The sequence below is a fragment of the Proteus sp. G2609 genome (genome assembly GCF_963896135.1).
In the GTDB taxonomy this organism is placed as follows: domain Bacteria; phylum Pseudomonadota; class Gammaproteobacteria; order Enterobacterales; family Enterobacteriaceae; genus Proteus; species Proteus mirabilis.
In genome coordinates this window covers 165,612-179,987 of record NZ_CAWQNB010000030.1, presented here as the reverse complement: position 1 = coordinate 179,987, position 14,376 = coordinate 165,612, and the positions used below count along the sequence as shown (strand labels likewise).

At 38.5% G+C, this 14,376-nt stretch carries 10 protein-coding genes; 4 read left to right on the top strand and 6 right to left on the bottom strand.

Going from position 1 to position 14,376, the window contains the following annotated elements; all coding sequences use genetic code 11:
• Nucleotides 1–17: 17 nt before the first annotated feature.
• From AACV01_RS09805 to AACV01_RS09795, 3 genes are read left to right on the top strand one after another with little or no spacing between them, the layout of a single operon-like run.
• Nucleotides 18–341 (top strand): ArsR/SmtB family transcription factor, encoded by a 324-nt coding sequence (locus AACV01_RS09805; RefSeq protein ID WP_004248583.1) that lies wholly within the window; start codon nucleotides 18–20, stop codon nucleotides 339–341.
• Nucleotides 342–344: 3 nt separating this feature from the next.
• Nucleotides 345–779 (top strand): YeeE/YedE family protein, encoded by a 435-nt coding sequence (locus tag AACV01_RS09800; protein ID WP_004244158.1) that lies wholly within the window; start codon nucleotides 345–347, stop codon nucleotides 777–779.
• A gap of 4 nt (nucleotides 780–783) precedes the next feature.
• The gene (locus tag AACV01_RS09795; RefSeq protein ID WP_046334673.1) at nucleotides 784–1,197 is read left to right on the top strand and encodes a DUF6691 family protein; all 414 of its coding nucleotides are present in this window, start codon (nucleotides 784–786) and stop codon (nucleotides 1,195–1,197) included.
• A gap of 84 nt (nucleotides 1,198–1,281) precedes the next feature.
• Here AACV01_RS09795 and bcsC read toward each other — a convergent pair whose 3' ends face one another.
• From bcsC to bcsR, 5 genes are all read right to left on the bottom strand, one after another.
• The gene (gene bcsC / locus AACV01_RS09790; protein ID WP_104836649.1) at nucleotides 1,282–4,557 is read right to left on the bottom strand and encodes a cellulose synthase complex outer membrane protein BcsC; all 3,276 of its coding nucleotides are present in this window, start codon (nucleotides 4,555–4,557) and stop codon (nucleotides 1,282–1,284) included.
• A 3-nt stretch (nucleotides 4,558–4,560) separates the two neighbouring features.
• Nucleotides 4,561–6,852, bottom strand: coding sequence for a cellulose biosynthesis cyclic di-GMP-binding regulatory protein BcsB (gene bcsB, locus AACV01_RS09785; RefSeq protein ID WP_060554816.1), 2,292 nt, complete (start codon nucleotides 6,850–6,852; stop codon nucleotides 4,561–4,563).
• Between the two features lie 66 nt (nucleotides 6,853–6,918).
• Nucleotides 6,919–9,516: a UDP-forming cellulose synthase catalytic subunit gene (gene bcsA / locus AACV01_RS09780; protein WP_060554815.1), complete on the bottom strand. Its 2,598-nt coding sequence runs from the start codon at nucleotides 9,514–9,516 to the stop codon at nucleotides 6,919–6,921.
• Between the two features lie 5 nt (nucleotides 9,517–9,521).
• Nucleotides 9,522–10,253, bottom strand: a complete 732-nt coding sequence (locus tag AACV01_RS09775; protein WP_046334670.1) for a cellulose synthase operon protein YhjQ/BcsQ — start codon at nucleotides 10,251–10,253, stop codon at nucleotides 9,522–9,524.
• A gap of 8 nt (nucleotides 10,254–10,261) precedes the next feature.
• A complete protein-coding gene (gene bcsR / locus AACV01_RS09770; RefSeq protein ID WP_012368241.1) occupies nucleotides 10,262–10,453 on the bottom strand; it encodes a BcsR/BcsP family cellulose biosynthesis protein in 192 nt (63 codons plus the stop codon).
• A gap of 826 nt (nucleotides 10,454–11,279) precedes the next feature.
• Between bcsR and bcsG the strand changes: the two genes are divergently transcribed.
• On the top strand, nucleotides 11,280–12,989 hold the full coding sequence (gene bcsG / locus AACV01_RS09765; RefSeq protein WP_060554814.1) for a cellulose biosynthesis protein BcsG: 1,710 nt from the start codon (nucleotides 11,280–11,282) through the stop codon (nucleotides 12,987–12,989).
• A gap of 160 nt (nucleotides 12,990–13,149) precedes the next feature.
• Here bcsG and metK read toward each other — a convergent pair whose 3' ends face one another.
• The gene (gene metK, locus AACV01_RS09760) at nucleotides 13,150–14,304 is read right to left on the bottom strand and encodes a methionine adenosyltransferase (protein ID WP_004244148.1); all 1,155 of its coding nucleotides are present in this window, start codon (nucleotides 14,302–14,304) and stop codon (nucleotides 13,150–13,152) included.
• Nucleotides 14,305–14,376 lie beyond the last annotated feature (72 nt).

Below are 14,376 nucleotides of genomic sequence, written 5' to 3'. Positions count from 1 at the left end.
TGATTATGGAGTTTACCATGACACAACGAGTTCAACCTGATTTATTGGAAGCCATGAAATTAGCGGCTAATGAAGCCTCTAGTATGCTGAAAACGCTAGGTAATGGTGATCGACTACTCTTATTGTGCCAATTAAGTCAGGGCGAAAAAAGTGTCAGTGAATTGGAAGAAAGTTTAGGGATCCGCCAGCCTACGCTTTCTCAACAACTTACTGTGTTAAGAAATGAAGGGCTTGTGAATACTCGTCGTGATGGAAAACGTATTTTTTATTCTATTGCTGATGAAAAAGTATTGGTGCTATTAAATACACTTTATCAGCTATATTGTCCTATAGCAGGTTAACTTATGAATATAGATTGGGTTCACTTTACGCCTTGGAGCTCGGCATTGGGTGGGCTATTAATAGGTTTAGCAGCGGCTATTTTATTACTGTTTAATGGTCGTATTGCAGGTATTAGTGGGATTTTAGGAGGGGTATTAACCACTAACCAACAAGGTAATGGGTGGCGATGGGCATTTTTACTCGGTATGTTGATTACACCGACACTGTTTTATCTATTTGATAAACCGTTAACACCTATTATTGACGTTTCACCTTGGCAGTTGATCATTGCCGGTGTACTGGTGGGAGCAGGTACACGTCTGGGGAATGGCTGTACCAGTGGGCATGGAATTTGCGGATTAGCACGATTATCGCGTCGTTCTATTGTTGCAGTTCTTGTCTTTATGGTGACGGCATTTGTGACTGTGTATATTCAACGCCATGTCATCGGAGGCTAAGATAATGACCAAATTAATTGCTTTTGTTAGTGGCCTATTATTTAGTGCGGGATTGATCATCGGTGGTATGAGCAACCCACAAAAGATCTTGGCATTTTTAGATATTCGTGGGGATTGGGATCCGTCATTGTTATTTATTATGGGGGCGGGTCTTATCGTCAGTGCTATTAGTTACCAAATTGCACGTCATCGTCAACAAAGTTTATTAGCCTGTCCTCTAGCCATTCCAACTAAAACTGTGATTGATAAGCCTCTCGTCTTTGGCAGTATCTTATTTGGTTTAGGATGGGGGCTTGCGGGTATTTGCCCTGGACCGGGTTTGGTATTAGCGGGTGGTGGTTTTACCCAAGGTGTATTATTTGTGTCAGCTATGATTGTTGGGTGGCTATTTATTGGGTTAATTCGCAAACCACAATAATCATCACTATTTTAATCACGCGCGATAAAAAATAACAAACGGACCGCATTAGCTGTCTGTTTGTTGTTTAATCTTGTTACGGGATTATTTAAAATCTGCGTAAGGAATAAGCGGGTTAGGCGGAAGATCTAAATCACCATTCCATCCATCAAATGAATAGCGTAAATACATTAGTGCATGGCTTGGCGTATAGTTTTTCGCTTGCTGAATATCGATAGCGGCACCTATAAACCAATGTGGTGTTATTCGATGTTCAATTAATGCTCTTGCTGTATAACCAAAACCATGACCCGAATCCCCCTTATCAATGATATTTCTCTCATGCTTAAATATTTCTTTTATGGGATCAGAATTAAATTTATCGCTTGAAACGAGATTTTGTAATGGATAACGTCTGCTATCATCGGTTTTTGAATAAGACCAAGAGAGAGAGCCAGATACTTCCCATGACCAATTTTCAGTACGTTGACGGTAATTAACGGGCAGTGAGAATGAGAGATATTGTTGTGGGCTATAATAACCCCCTTGCCCCAAGGTGTAGCCACTAAGATCTCTATTGTAATGCCAAAGCATGCTATTTAAGCCAACAGAAATGCGGCGATCATTTTCATTGATTAACTTATAGTAATAACCGCCCATGGCTTTCACACTGCTGTTATTTTTAACATTTTTTCCTGTTAATCTATCAATCGATATTTCTCCCCAATACCCATCCTTGCCTCCCAGATCATAACTGCCACTTAAACGAAGCCCCGTTTTTCTAACGCCCCCCCAAACTTGATTGGTCCAACTATCACGTTGGCCTGCAAAGGCAAGTAATGAGCTATTTACCGGGCGACGGTGAAGATCTACACTCCAACCGAGATGATAAAAACTATCGTTATAAGCAATTTTACCTACCCAATCAGTCACATTAAAACCGAGTGGCGTGGTACCTAAATCCCATTGCCATTGCTCATTTTCCCAACCGATAGCAGGACTAACACCAAAGGCTTTTTGCTTTAGAGGGAAACAACCTGTGCGATAACAACTACCAAATTTAGCATCGTATGGCGCTGTACCTAATGTGCCACTATTTAAGTGCACAAAATCAGTACGCCAAAAGAAACGGCCATGATAAATAGGATGATCCAGTTGTAACATGGTGGTATGAGCGCGTAATTTAGAGTATCCCTCACTGCCATTTGCTCCCCAATAATCATGCTCTAGGGTAAAACGCCACTCTTGTTGACGATAAAGGGTACTCGCATCATCACGTACACTACGTGATAGCCAATTATCATTTGGGTTGTTACGCATAAGTGTGGTGTATTCAATATTGTTTGTTGGCAATGTATGCGTGATACCCTCTTTTAGCATCGCTTGTTGATAATAGTGATGAGCGGATTGAACTTGTTGGCTATCACGATAAAAACGACCAATATCACGTAAAATTAATCCATCAGCACTATCTGGCTCCTTGTCAACTTGGCGAGCTAAATAGATAAAATAGTGTTTGGCTTTATCAATATTTCCCGCCGTTTTTTCAGCGTTTGCTAAACGTCTTAGTGAATAGTGGTTAAATTTTTCAGGAGATAATTGTTCTATCTGAGCTAAGTAATAACGAGCTTGATCTATTTGATGTTGCGCTAAAGATATCTCTGTTGCACCTAATAGTGCTGTTTCATTATTAGGCGCTAAATTTAATACTGTATGATAATAATTTAATGCTTGATTGAGTTGGTCATCTTCTTCGGCCCATTGCGCTAACAACAGATAGCTTTCTATTTTTTGCTCAGGAGGAATATGGGTGAAAAGATATTCGACAGCTTGCTGTTGTTGGTTATGTTCTCTTAGTGATTGTGCATGCGCCATAATTTGACCAAAACGTAATTGGCTATCTAAGGCGTTCATACTTTCACTGCGCTGCGATAAAGGGATCGTCTTTAAGGTGTTAAGTGCTTGTTGTGCTCGCCCTGTTTTATTGAGATATAACGCATAGGCATATCGTCGAGAGGGATCATTAGGTCGTCGTTGATTAAGTTGATTAAAGTAATCCTCAGCAAGTTGGGGTTGTTGAGTGATAAGTAAATCATCCGCCAGACGATAAATATTCCAGACTTCATCGGGATACGCTTTAGCGATAGCCTTACGTTTCTCAATCGCACTGAGATAGTGTTGTTGCTGTTCATCATCAGCAGCTAAGTCTTGTTGTATACCTGAAATGATATACCCATAGTCTTGGGCTAAATTTTTGTATTGCTGTGATGTCAAGTTAGCCATAAATTGGGCGGCTTTTTGATGAGATTGTTGACGATAGAGCTTGGTCAGACTATGCAAAGTCGCCGCATCATTAGGCTGATATTGTAGCGCTTGTTGATAATAACGTTCAGCTTGTTCTAATTGATGTTGCGCCAACTCGATATCCCCTAAACCAATATAAGCTTCACTTTTATAGGGGCTGAGTTGACGTACTTGGGTAAAATAGTGCTTAGCGGCAGAGTACTCTTGATTTAATAACGCTTCATCAGCCTTGGCAAGTAAATGCCAATATTGATTTGATTGCAACAGCGTACGCCACAAATCACTATCATCGTGTTTGGGGGACAATGTGAGTGCTTGAGAAAGATAATAAATCGCGGGTGCCCGTTGATTTGCGCGCGAATAGCGCACGCCTAATGTTCCTATTATGTCTGCATTATCAGGCTGCTGGCGTAATTGCTGTTTTAATGCGCGAATAGATAGTGTGTTATAGGAGACAGAGCCCGCCGATGCGGTAGATAATGCTGGGGTAAGATGATATTGCTGATAGATATTAGCTATCTGTTGGTTATTGGGATAAGTGTGATAAATCTGCTTAATACGTGCCATTTTGTTGGCATGGCTTGAAGCAATTAATACATTGAGATACTCAAGGGCTAACCCTTCATCGGGGGGCGTGCCTTGGTAAATATCATCATATAATTGCAAGGCTTCATCATAACGCCCCGCAGTCTGATAAAGGTAGGCTTTTTGTAGGATTTGGCGGTTATCTTCATGGGTTAATGATAGTAGCTTAATCGCACGTTGATATTGTTCAGTATTTTCGCCATGCATACGTAATTGCTCAACCAGTTGTTGTGCTTTTGCTGTTTCTTTTTGTTTTACAGCAAATTGGATACGCATTAACAACACACTAGGATCGTTCGGTTTTATAAGTGATAAACGATACAGTGATTGAGAAACTAAAACATCGTTACTTTTCGAGTTGCCTAGTCTAACTTGCTCATATAAAAAAGTTTCAGTCGGATCATCTGCGGCTTGCGTGACAGGCAATATGCCTGCCAGCAAACTAAGAGCAAGGAGATATTGGCGATATTGATAACAAATGCGCCACATCATAACTTACTCCTTATCCGCAAGACGACGTTGGCTTCTTATTTTCATTGCTCGCCAAATAAGAAGAGAAATAAGCACAATACCGACAATGGCAGCTAACCCCAGCCAAATAGGGTGTGAAGCAAAAACATACCAAACCTCTTCCCACCAAGGTAAATAGCCGACGAAATAGGTATCACCAACACGTAAACTATGGACACCAGACTCTCTGACTAATACTACAGAGCCATGCATTGCATCACGTTTACCACTATCACTTATCGCTTCATTTAATAATCGATAACCTTGGGGACTATCGGCTAATAGCGCCACTACACTACGCTGTGAAAAGAACGGAGATTGAAAACCAATAATAGTGCCGAGTGATCCGGTTGATGTTAAAGATGTTCTGCTATCTGGGCGCTTATCTAGATCTTGATAATTGGTATGACTAAAAATGGTGATTTCACGTGATGGCAGTGTAATTTCGCTACGTGCTTTATCAATCAAGACATTCATCTGTTTATCATTATTGAGTGCTGGAGGAATTGTCCCGATTAATAATAAATCAGCTTCTTGTTTTGATAATTCCTCTAATGATGCAGTTAAAGAGACATTTAACGCGGGATAGCCAGTTTGTGCACCAATATTACCTAATGATATCAATAACGTTGTTAATTGCTCAGGTGAAGGGGATTGGTTGACATAAATAAGAGTTTCTGACAAATCGGCATAACGGCTAAATGGGAACCCAGCATGACTATAAACACGCAAATCAGGTAGAGCAATATAGTGGCGATAGTTACCAGTAAAATTAAAGCTTGATAATTCATCTAATGCTACCGTGTTAGGGACTGGGTGATAAGTAATACATTGATCAACGGAGCCTCCGGGGATCGGATTTGTATAGTCAAAAGAGAAACGGATCTGATTACGTTCACCTAATTTTACCGCGGGGATATTGAGGAGATTTTTGTTTTCGATCCAACCTTGAATTAACGGTAGATAAGCCACAATAAAGTTCTCTTTTTTATCTCTCTCTAAAGGGTAGGCTTTGATAAAGTGATCGTTGACTGAAATCGACATACGAGAATCATCTTGAAATGCCGGAGCGGTATAACGATAACGCAATTGCATCTGTAGCCCTGTATTATTAAACATAAATAAATCAGGAGGTAAGGTCATATTGAGTGTGATGGGAGCAGGCTCTAGTCCACGAGATTGCAACTGACCTTGATAATCTTGCAAGGTATTAAAGTAGATTGGTTTATTTAATTGTACCCACTTAGGTGCATCATAAGGCTCACGTGGTGCCAATAGATTGACATCATTAATGGTGACGGTATCCCCTCTAAAAATAACTTGTCCCCGGGCAATACCATTGACGGCGGTAATTAAGTCATTGTCATCGCGACCCATTACTAACAGCAGTTTTACATAAGGATCCGTTGGGTGTGAGACTAATTCAATGGTGGGAGCATTGACATTGGCATGTGTATTAAGAAAGTCGGGGCGCTGTTTATTAGTGGCAAATACAATGCTGTGTTGATTGGGCAACTGATTGTAATACACAGGGTAGTGTTGCTGGCGCCAATCGACTTGTGTACCAAACCAAGAAGCGAGTATTCCCGCCGCTTTTTGTTGGGTAAGATTAGGGGATTGGCTAAACACCATAGGTAAGGTAAAAGTACCAAAATCGCGACTATCAAAGAAAGGCTCGGGGAAATTGGCTAATTCGTTACTCAATTTCAATGATTGATAGGTGAGATGCAGTTGGCTATTTTTGCTGATATCAAGCCATAAGGTGGTATTGGCTTGGTTTTCACAAATTTCTCGGTAATGGCCGATAAAAGTAAATTTTAAATGATTAAAATCTTGAATAAACCGTGGATCGAGCGGTAATGTAATGTGGTTTTTATGGCCGAGATCTTCTTTTTTCAGGGGGATCACGCCCATGATTTCATCATTTAAATAGATATTGAGATGTGATTCTATAGGCAGTAATGAAGGTGAGGGGGTAAACTCTAGATCTAATATTGCCTGTGAAACATATTCATCACTACGAACACCAAATTCTAGATAACCATCAGGGCTAGAGCCTTGTAATTTTAGAGCACCATAAGTAGGTGCTGTTGTTGAAAATAGTCGTGTTTCTTGGCGAGATGGGATTATCTGATCCGGTGATGTTAAAGTGATTTTCTCTTCTTCAACCGTTATGAAAGGTTGTTCCGTTATAACCGCTGGCACTTCTTTTTCGTCATCACTATAAGCTAAACCGGAAAGCATAAGTAAGGCGAATAGTAGAAAATATTTTTTCATTATTATTACCCATAGATCTTATTGTTCATTAATAAATTCCCAAAAAGCTGAGTTTTACCGTTAAGATTAATGAAATATTTGTGAAACATTGACACGTCGTGGAAGTAGCGATAATAGCCACAATAAACACTGCCCTAATAAACGAAATAAGAGGTAAACAAGATACGGGGCACGTTTAAGTAAGGTGTTATAGCCCCGCATACTGATATAAATGATATTTCTTAAACTATTCAGTGGATTATCGGCAGGGAGAGCGTGTTGCCAATTAGCCCAAGTGTCGGCTCGTTCAAAAGTACAGGCGGTAAAATCAATGGATTTTTGTGTATCCATATTAAGCAGTTGTAAGCCAATAATGCGATTATCAATCCGTAAAATACGTGCTTCAAAAGCATATTCACGTTGATTTTGTTTGAGAATAACGGTGATCTCTTGGTGACAAGATAAGGGAACTGTAAAATTATCTGGTAATACAATGGCACAGCCATTATCAGAGAAGTCATTGAGCTGACAAGAATAAAGCGAACCGTCTTGGAGTAATAGTATTGCGGGCACTTTTAGACGTACCCGTGGGAACTGGCGCTCTTGCTTTGCTTCTACAGAAACAGCAATGGCAACACCTAGTAATACTAAGTTATAGCATACCCAAACTAAGCACATGAGTACGGCTAACCTTTCATCGGGATCGCCTGTTGCGATACGCCAGAAAGCAAATAGAATTCCTAACAAATTAAGATTAAGAAACAGAATATAGGGGCGATTAATTTGCCAATCGACAAAACTTTTCTTCATAATTGCCCCTTTCTCTGTGACATTAAATTTACCTTTATAAGGTGAGAATAGGGTGCTTAATACGGGGCGAGTGGTGTACCAAGCTAAAATCGTTTCATAAATCTCTCCCCAAAATGAGTGGCGATAAGGACCTTGTAATTTGGTCGCGGCTAACCAAATGTGTAATAAATAAGGCACGACATACAAAGCGATAGCGATGGCGGGAGCGTAAATAATATAGGCATGAAAGATAAGGAACGTTAGTGGTGCTAATAAGAAGATCATCCTTGGTATGCCTGATAAAAAGTGCAACATGGCATTGAGGTAACAAAAGCGCTGTGGCAGTGTCAGCCCTTTGCCAAAGAGCGGGTTATCTAAACGAAATATTTGTATCATTCCTTTTGCCCAACGTATGCGTTGGCCAATATGTGCTGAAAGTGATCCTGTTGCTAATCCTGCGGCAAGAGGGATACGAATATAAGCGGAAGTCCAACCATGGCGATGTAAGCGTAATGAGGTATGTGCGTCTTCGGTTACAGTTTCAACTGCCAGCCCGCCAATTTCATCCAAAGCACAACGACGTAATACAGCACAGGAGCCACAGAAAAAAGCCGCATTCCAAGTATCATTACCATCTTGCACTAATCCATAAAAAAGCGTGCCTTCATTCGGTGTTTCGCGGAAATTGCCTAAATTACGTTCAAAGGGATCAGGAGAGAAAAAATGGTGTGGTGTTTGTACCAATGCCATTTTTTCGTCTTTTAGAAACCAGCCCATAGTAAATTGTAAGAATGAGCGCGTCGGAATATGGTCACAGTCAAAAATAGCTACATATTCTCCGCAGGCTTTGCTCAATGCATGGTTGATATTACCGGCTTTAGCAAAATCATGTTTTTCGCGAGTGATATACCGAATACCAATTTCTTTAGCAAAAGCCGCAAACTCAGGGCGAGAGCCATCATCTAATAAATAGATAGTTAATTTATCTTTAGGCCAATCAATGTTTAAACAGGCATAAAGTGTTGGTTTTACAACTTGTAGCGCTTCGTTATATGTGGGAATAAAAATATCGACAGTAGGCCATTGTGTTGTATCTTGAGGCATTGAAATAGGTTGTCGATGGAGTGGCCAAATACATTGCATAAAACTAAGAAATAACACAATCCATGCATAGGTTTCAGCCAGTAATAGTAAGATCCCAAAGAAAAGGCTCAGATTATCCACCCAGTAGAGTGTGTATTGATAGCGCCACCAAATATATCGGCAAGCAATAGTCAGCGATAAAATAATAATGGTAATAGAAGACAGTCGGCCAGGGATATCGCGGATAGCTAAAGCTATCAGCCAAATCACGAGAACAAAAACAAATTGTAGTTTTAAATCAAAAGGTTGAGTAATACTTAATAAGATAATAAAAATGGCAAAAACAGCAATGATCGATAATAGAGCGTATTGCCATAGTGGCGTGTTTGTTTTCTTATGATGGATCATATCTCGCGCAACAGGAGATAAGCGAGCAAAGAGATTTTGATAATACTGTCTAATATAGACAATAAATTGAATCGGTTTTTTCACCAAGGTGAGCATCAAATAATGGCAAATAAGCCAAATACTTTGTAATAAGTATCGGATCGGATCGCATAATTTAGGGCGACGCGGATTAATATGAGGAAATAGTTGTTGTTGTTTTTGTGCTATTTTCTGCCAAAAAGGGGATTCCATACGCAAAAAGAGCCACATTAATACCCAGAAAAGCTCATTCACGATAGCCGCACTGAATGAAGCCCCATTATGACGATAAAATTTGTAATAACGGGTTAAGATATGCGACTGCATAGTAGCCTGTTGCCTTATCGAGCGGGACGCTTTTTTCTCTGGATAATCGATGGTTGACATTGTGGCTATCCTTTTTTGCTTAACAATAAAGGCAAACACCATTGTAGAAGTTGATTAATTTCTTCAACTAACATGCAATTAGCGCGGTAATCATATAAAGGTAAGCGTGAAGCACAGGCTTCTAATAATGCTTCATCGCGATGAAGTTTTATTGGGCAGAAAGGAAACTGACTGGTTTGCCAAAATTGATAAAAATCTTGATGAATTTGGCTAGTGGCACAAAATTGATTCACCAGAATATACTCATTGGCAGCAAAGGTATGTTGGTTAAGCCGAATATGACAGTTACTTTCAGCTGTGGTAACGGTTAATACGATATTGGCTTTCGCAACCCATGATTTAAAAAGGGTATCGTGCTCTGGTTGTAAATCGAGAAAAATTAAAGTGTCTGGGTATTGTTGAGTAAAAGCGGTAAAAAAATGCTGCAGATGTTGATTGGCAGTGGCAGATGCTTGCAAATGCAATTTATCTTCTGAATTAACGACTCCAAAAGGTAAAATTTGATAACCGTTTTGATAATCACAAATCGCTTGTTCTATTGGGGTATGCGCGAGTAGTGCTTGTCCTAATGTGGTGACTTGTGATTTTTCTGGAAAATAGAAATGTAAGATATTATTCACACAGTTATCGATAACAATGACATTGTATTTATGGTGATGAAATTGGCGAGCCAGTGCAATGGTTATTGAGGTGGTTCCTACTCCACCTCTGAGCCCTTTTAATACAATTAGTGGCATAGTTTTTCTCATTTAGTTATTGAATTAAATGTGTTGAGTAATGGCCAACGATAAATAAGGCTATGTTGATTTTCTTCGTTATTAATATCTCTATAGTGATAGTTGTTTATTGAAAATAATTTCTTTAATTTATTTATATCTTGGTTTGTACTCTCTTTTTCTCTTTTTATCTCCGAGCGAATAATTTTTTTATTTTCCATTTTTTAACCCTCATATAAAAATAAATTCTTAACCTGTAATTTTATTTTTCTTAGTCAGAAAAGGGGTAAGTGTTAAATAAAATATTAATATTCTTTATTTAAGGATATGCCTTAAAAATAGTTATTTCAATTACGTATAAATACATAAATTAAATATACGAATTTAAATTTCATTGGGAATAAATAATAACCCTCTTTGACAATGATAATATTCTCAATAAATTCATTTAAATAATAACTAAACCATTGTTAGTCAAAAAAACGAAATATAAGATAATTGTAAATTACCTATTTATAACAAATTCTAAGATAGTCTTTTTTAGATGATCAAAAAAGATTTGATTTTTATCAAGTAGAATACCATTAAATTAGTTAAATCATCTGTTTATTATTGTTTTCATTTTATTTTTTAGCTTTATGTTCTTGTGGTGTTTGTTTTGTAATGCTTATGTTAATTTAATCGATCTATTTGTGATTATTTTGTTTGGTTTTGGATATAAGAAAATAAGATAACTCTGTGTTGCTATTTATTTTTTAAAATAACAACACAACTATAAAATTTATGTCTATTATATAAATATAAAGTGGCGTTTTGTTTATTAATCAACTTAATTATTTTTAAGTTGATTGCTTATATTTATTTGTCAGTAATTTATTTTATGTACTTTTTCTTTTACATATAAGTAGTTTTACTAATTAATGGGGGAATATTCTATTAAGAGTTAACTTTATAGTTATTTATAAAAATAAGAAGTATAAAAAGGCAAATATGAATATTCATATCAATGTCGGATATTATATAGATACGAATAAGTAGGTAATTAAAATGAACAAGACTAAAACAACTCGGTTCAGTTTTTTACATTACTGGCATGGGTTGGGCGCCTGGAATTTTTATTTTTTGCTAAAGTTTGTTTTGCTTTGGTATGGTTATTTAAAATTTGATGCATTTAGCAATTTACTCTTTCTAGCATTTTTATTATTTCCACTACCGAAAACATTTTGGCATAAATTACGTAATTGGATAGCGATCCCTATAGGGATTATGCTTTTCTACCACGACACTTGGCTACCTAGTTTTTCAACGGTATTAGAACAAGGAGGGCAGTTAAAAAATTTTTCATTCTCTTACCTCATTGAATTAGTTGTTAATTTTATTAACTTAAAGATGATCGGGGTGGCATTTATTTTACTGGTAGGGTATCTCTTTATTGAACAGTGGGTAAGAGTGTCGGTGTTTATTATCGCGGGTGTAGTGTGGCTTAATATTAGTGGTTTTACCCATTTTTCAGGTGCTATGGCTTCTGCTGTTTCTGCCAATAGCTTTACTCAGCAAACCAACACATCTATCGATCAGCCACAGCCGCAAAATACAGAAATATTATCGACAGCTCAGACTAGAGCGCCAAATAATAACGTACTGAGTTCACCTTATCCGCCACAAAAACAGCCTGCTAATAACAAAGTGTTAGATGAATGGCTTGCTCAGTTTTATCGTTACGAAAATAAACGCAGCACACCGGCTCCCGCTCAGCTCTCTTCTTATGCACAACCCTTTGATATTTTAATTATTAATATTTGTTCACTCTCTACCGCTGATGCGGCAGCCGTCGGATTACAGCAACATCCTATTTGGGGTAACTTTGATGTGTTATTTAATCGCTTTAATAGTGTTGCTTCTTATAGTGGTCCCGCTTCATTACGTTTATTAAGAGCCAGTTGTGGCCAAACACAACACGCTGATTTGTATGATCCTGCCGATATGCAATGCTTATTGATGGATAATCTGGCTGCTTTAGGTTTTGAGAAGAAATTGGTGCTCGATCATAATGGCGAGTTTGGTCATTATCTTCAAGAAATTAGGGAGTTAGGTAATCTTAATGTGCCGTTGCAAGATCAACGCGGGCTCTCTCATCAAATTACCGCTTTTGATGGCTCTAAAATCTATAACGATAAAGAGACTTTAGAGCGTTGGTTAAAAGCACGAGAAAAATCAGATGAAAAACGGACGGTGACCTTTGTCAATTTAGTGTCACTTCATGATGGTAATAGGTTCGTTGGCGAAAATACAACGGCTGATTATGGCAAAAGAGCCTCAGCACTACTTGATAACTTAAATGCTTTTATTAATACCCTTGATAAACGTGGCAGAAAAGTGATGGTGGTAATTGTTCCTGAACATGGAGCCGCATTACAAGGTGATATAACTCAGATGTCTGGTTTGCGAGATATTCCAAGCCGAAGTATTACTACGGTTCCTGTCGGTATTCGTTTTACTGGACTTAAAAATCAACGTTTACCTCATACGCCTATGATGATCGATAAACCAAGCAGTTATTTAGCGTTATCCGATTTTATTCTCCGTAATGTGAATGGCGATATCTTTAATCAACCCACCATTGATTGGAATGCTTTAACCCGTGAATTACCACAAACCGCGACGGTATCAGAAAATCAAAATACCATTGTGGTTGATTATCAAGGGAAATCTTATATCAAATTGAATGAAGGAGAGTGGATAGACTACCCTGATTGATTTGTTTATTTCATCATCACTCCCTGTTCTCTTACTGACTTTGAGTTCCCCGTTAATATTGCGGGGTTTTTTTATGGTTAACAAACAGATAAATTTCAGGAATAAAAAAACCACACCTAAAAGATGTGGTTTAATGAGTTTGCTATGAAACAAGGGAAATTTATTTTAAACCCGCAGCTTCACGTAAAATCTCAGCTTTATCTGTTGCTTCCCAAGGGAATTCAGCACGACCAAAATGACCGTATGCTGCTGTTTTTTGGTAGATCGGATGCAGTAAATCCAGCATTTGAATTAAGCCATAAGGGCGTAAATCAAAGAACTCACGTACTAATAAGATCAGTTGTGAGGTAGGGATTTTTTCAGTACCAAATGTTTCGACCATAATAGATGTTGGCTCTGCAACACCAATAGCGTAAGACACTTGAATTTCACAGCGATCTGCTAAGCCCGCAGCAACAATATTTTTTGCAACATAACGTGCAGCATAAGCCGCAGAACGGTCAACTTTGGAAGGATCTTTACCAGAGAATGCCCCACCGCCGTGGCGTGCCATACCACCATAAGTATCAACAATGATCTTACGACCTGTTAATCCACAGTCGCCCATTGGGCCACCGATAACAAAACGACCTGTTGGGTTAATGAAATATTTGGTTTGTTCATTTAACCATTCTGTTGGCAGAATAGGTTTAATGATCTCTTCCATTACCGCTTCATGTAAGTCTTTTTGTGAAATATCTTCAGCATGCTGAGTTGATAAAACCACGGCATCAATACCAACAATGTTGTTATTGTCGTATTGGAAAGTGATCTGACTTTTAGCATCTGGACGTAACCATGGTAGTGTGCCATTTTTACGTACTTGAGCTTGGCGCTGGACTAAGCGGTGAGCATAAGTAATAGGCGCTGGCATCAGAACGTCGGTTTCATTAGTGGCATAACCAAACATTAAGCCTTGGTCACCGGCACCTTGTTCAAGGGGATCTGCGCGGTCAACACCTTGGTTGATATCTGGGGATTGTTTACCAATCGCACTGATAACGGCGCAGGAATTAGCATCAAAGCCCATATCTGAACTGGTATAACCGATTTCACGTACTGTTTTACGCGTGATCTCTTCGATATCAACCCAAGCTTTGGTGGTAATTTCTCCGCCTACCATCACCATGCCTGTTTTAACGTAAGTTTCACAGGCAACACGTGCTTTTGGATCTTGTTCTAAAATTGCATCCAATACGGCATCAGAAATTTGATCCGCAATTTTGTCTGGATGACCTTCTGATACTGATTCAGAAGTAAAAAGGTGTGTAGTCATTATATCTCGTTACCTTAATACAGATGGTCTAAGGATGGATGTTTTAACATCTAGACGTCCATTTTAGGACTG

Bases quoted from the DNA above. Each gene is read 5' to 3' on its own strand.
- AACV01_RS09805 (WP_004248583.1), top strand. From the start codon at position 18: ATGACACAACGAGTTCAACCTGATTTATTGGAAGCCATGAAATTAGCG.
- AACV01_RS09800 (WP_004244158.1), top strand. From the start codon at position 345: ATGAATATAGATTGGGTTCACTTTACGCCTTGGAGCTCGGCATTGGGT.
- AACV01_RS09795 (WP_046334673.1), top strand. From the start codon at position 784: ATGACCAAATTAATTGCTTTTGTTAGTGGCCTATTATTTAGTGCGGGA.
- bcsC (WP_104836649.1), bottom strand. From the start codon at position 4,557: ATGATGTGGCGCATTTGTTATCAATATCGCCAATATCTCCTTGCTCTT.
- bcsB (WP_060554816.1), bottom strand. From the start codon at position 6,852: ATGAAAAAATATTTTCTACTATTCGCCTTACTTATGCTTTCCGGTTTA.
- bcsA (WP_060554815.1), bottom strand. From the start codon at position 9,516: ATGTCAACCATCGATTATCCAGAGAAAAAAGCGTCCCGCTCGATAAGG.
- AACV01_RS09775 (WP_046334670.1), bottom strand. From the start codon at position 10,253: ATGCCACTAATTGTATTAAAAGGGCTCAGAGGTGGAGTAGGAACCACC.
- bcsR (WP_012368241.1), bottom strand. From the start codon at position 10,453: ATGGAAAATAAAAAAATTATTCGCTCGGAGATAAAAAGAGAAAAAGAG.
- bcsG (WP_060554814.1), top strand. From the start codon at position 11,280: ATGAACAAGACTAAAACAACTCGGTTCAGTTTTTTACATTACTGGCAT.
- metK (WP_004244148.1), bottom strand. From the start codon at position 14,304: ATGACTACACACCTTTTTACTTCTGAATCAGTATCAGAAGGTCATCCA.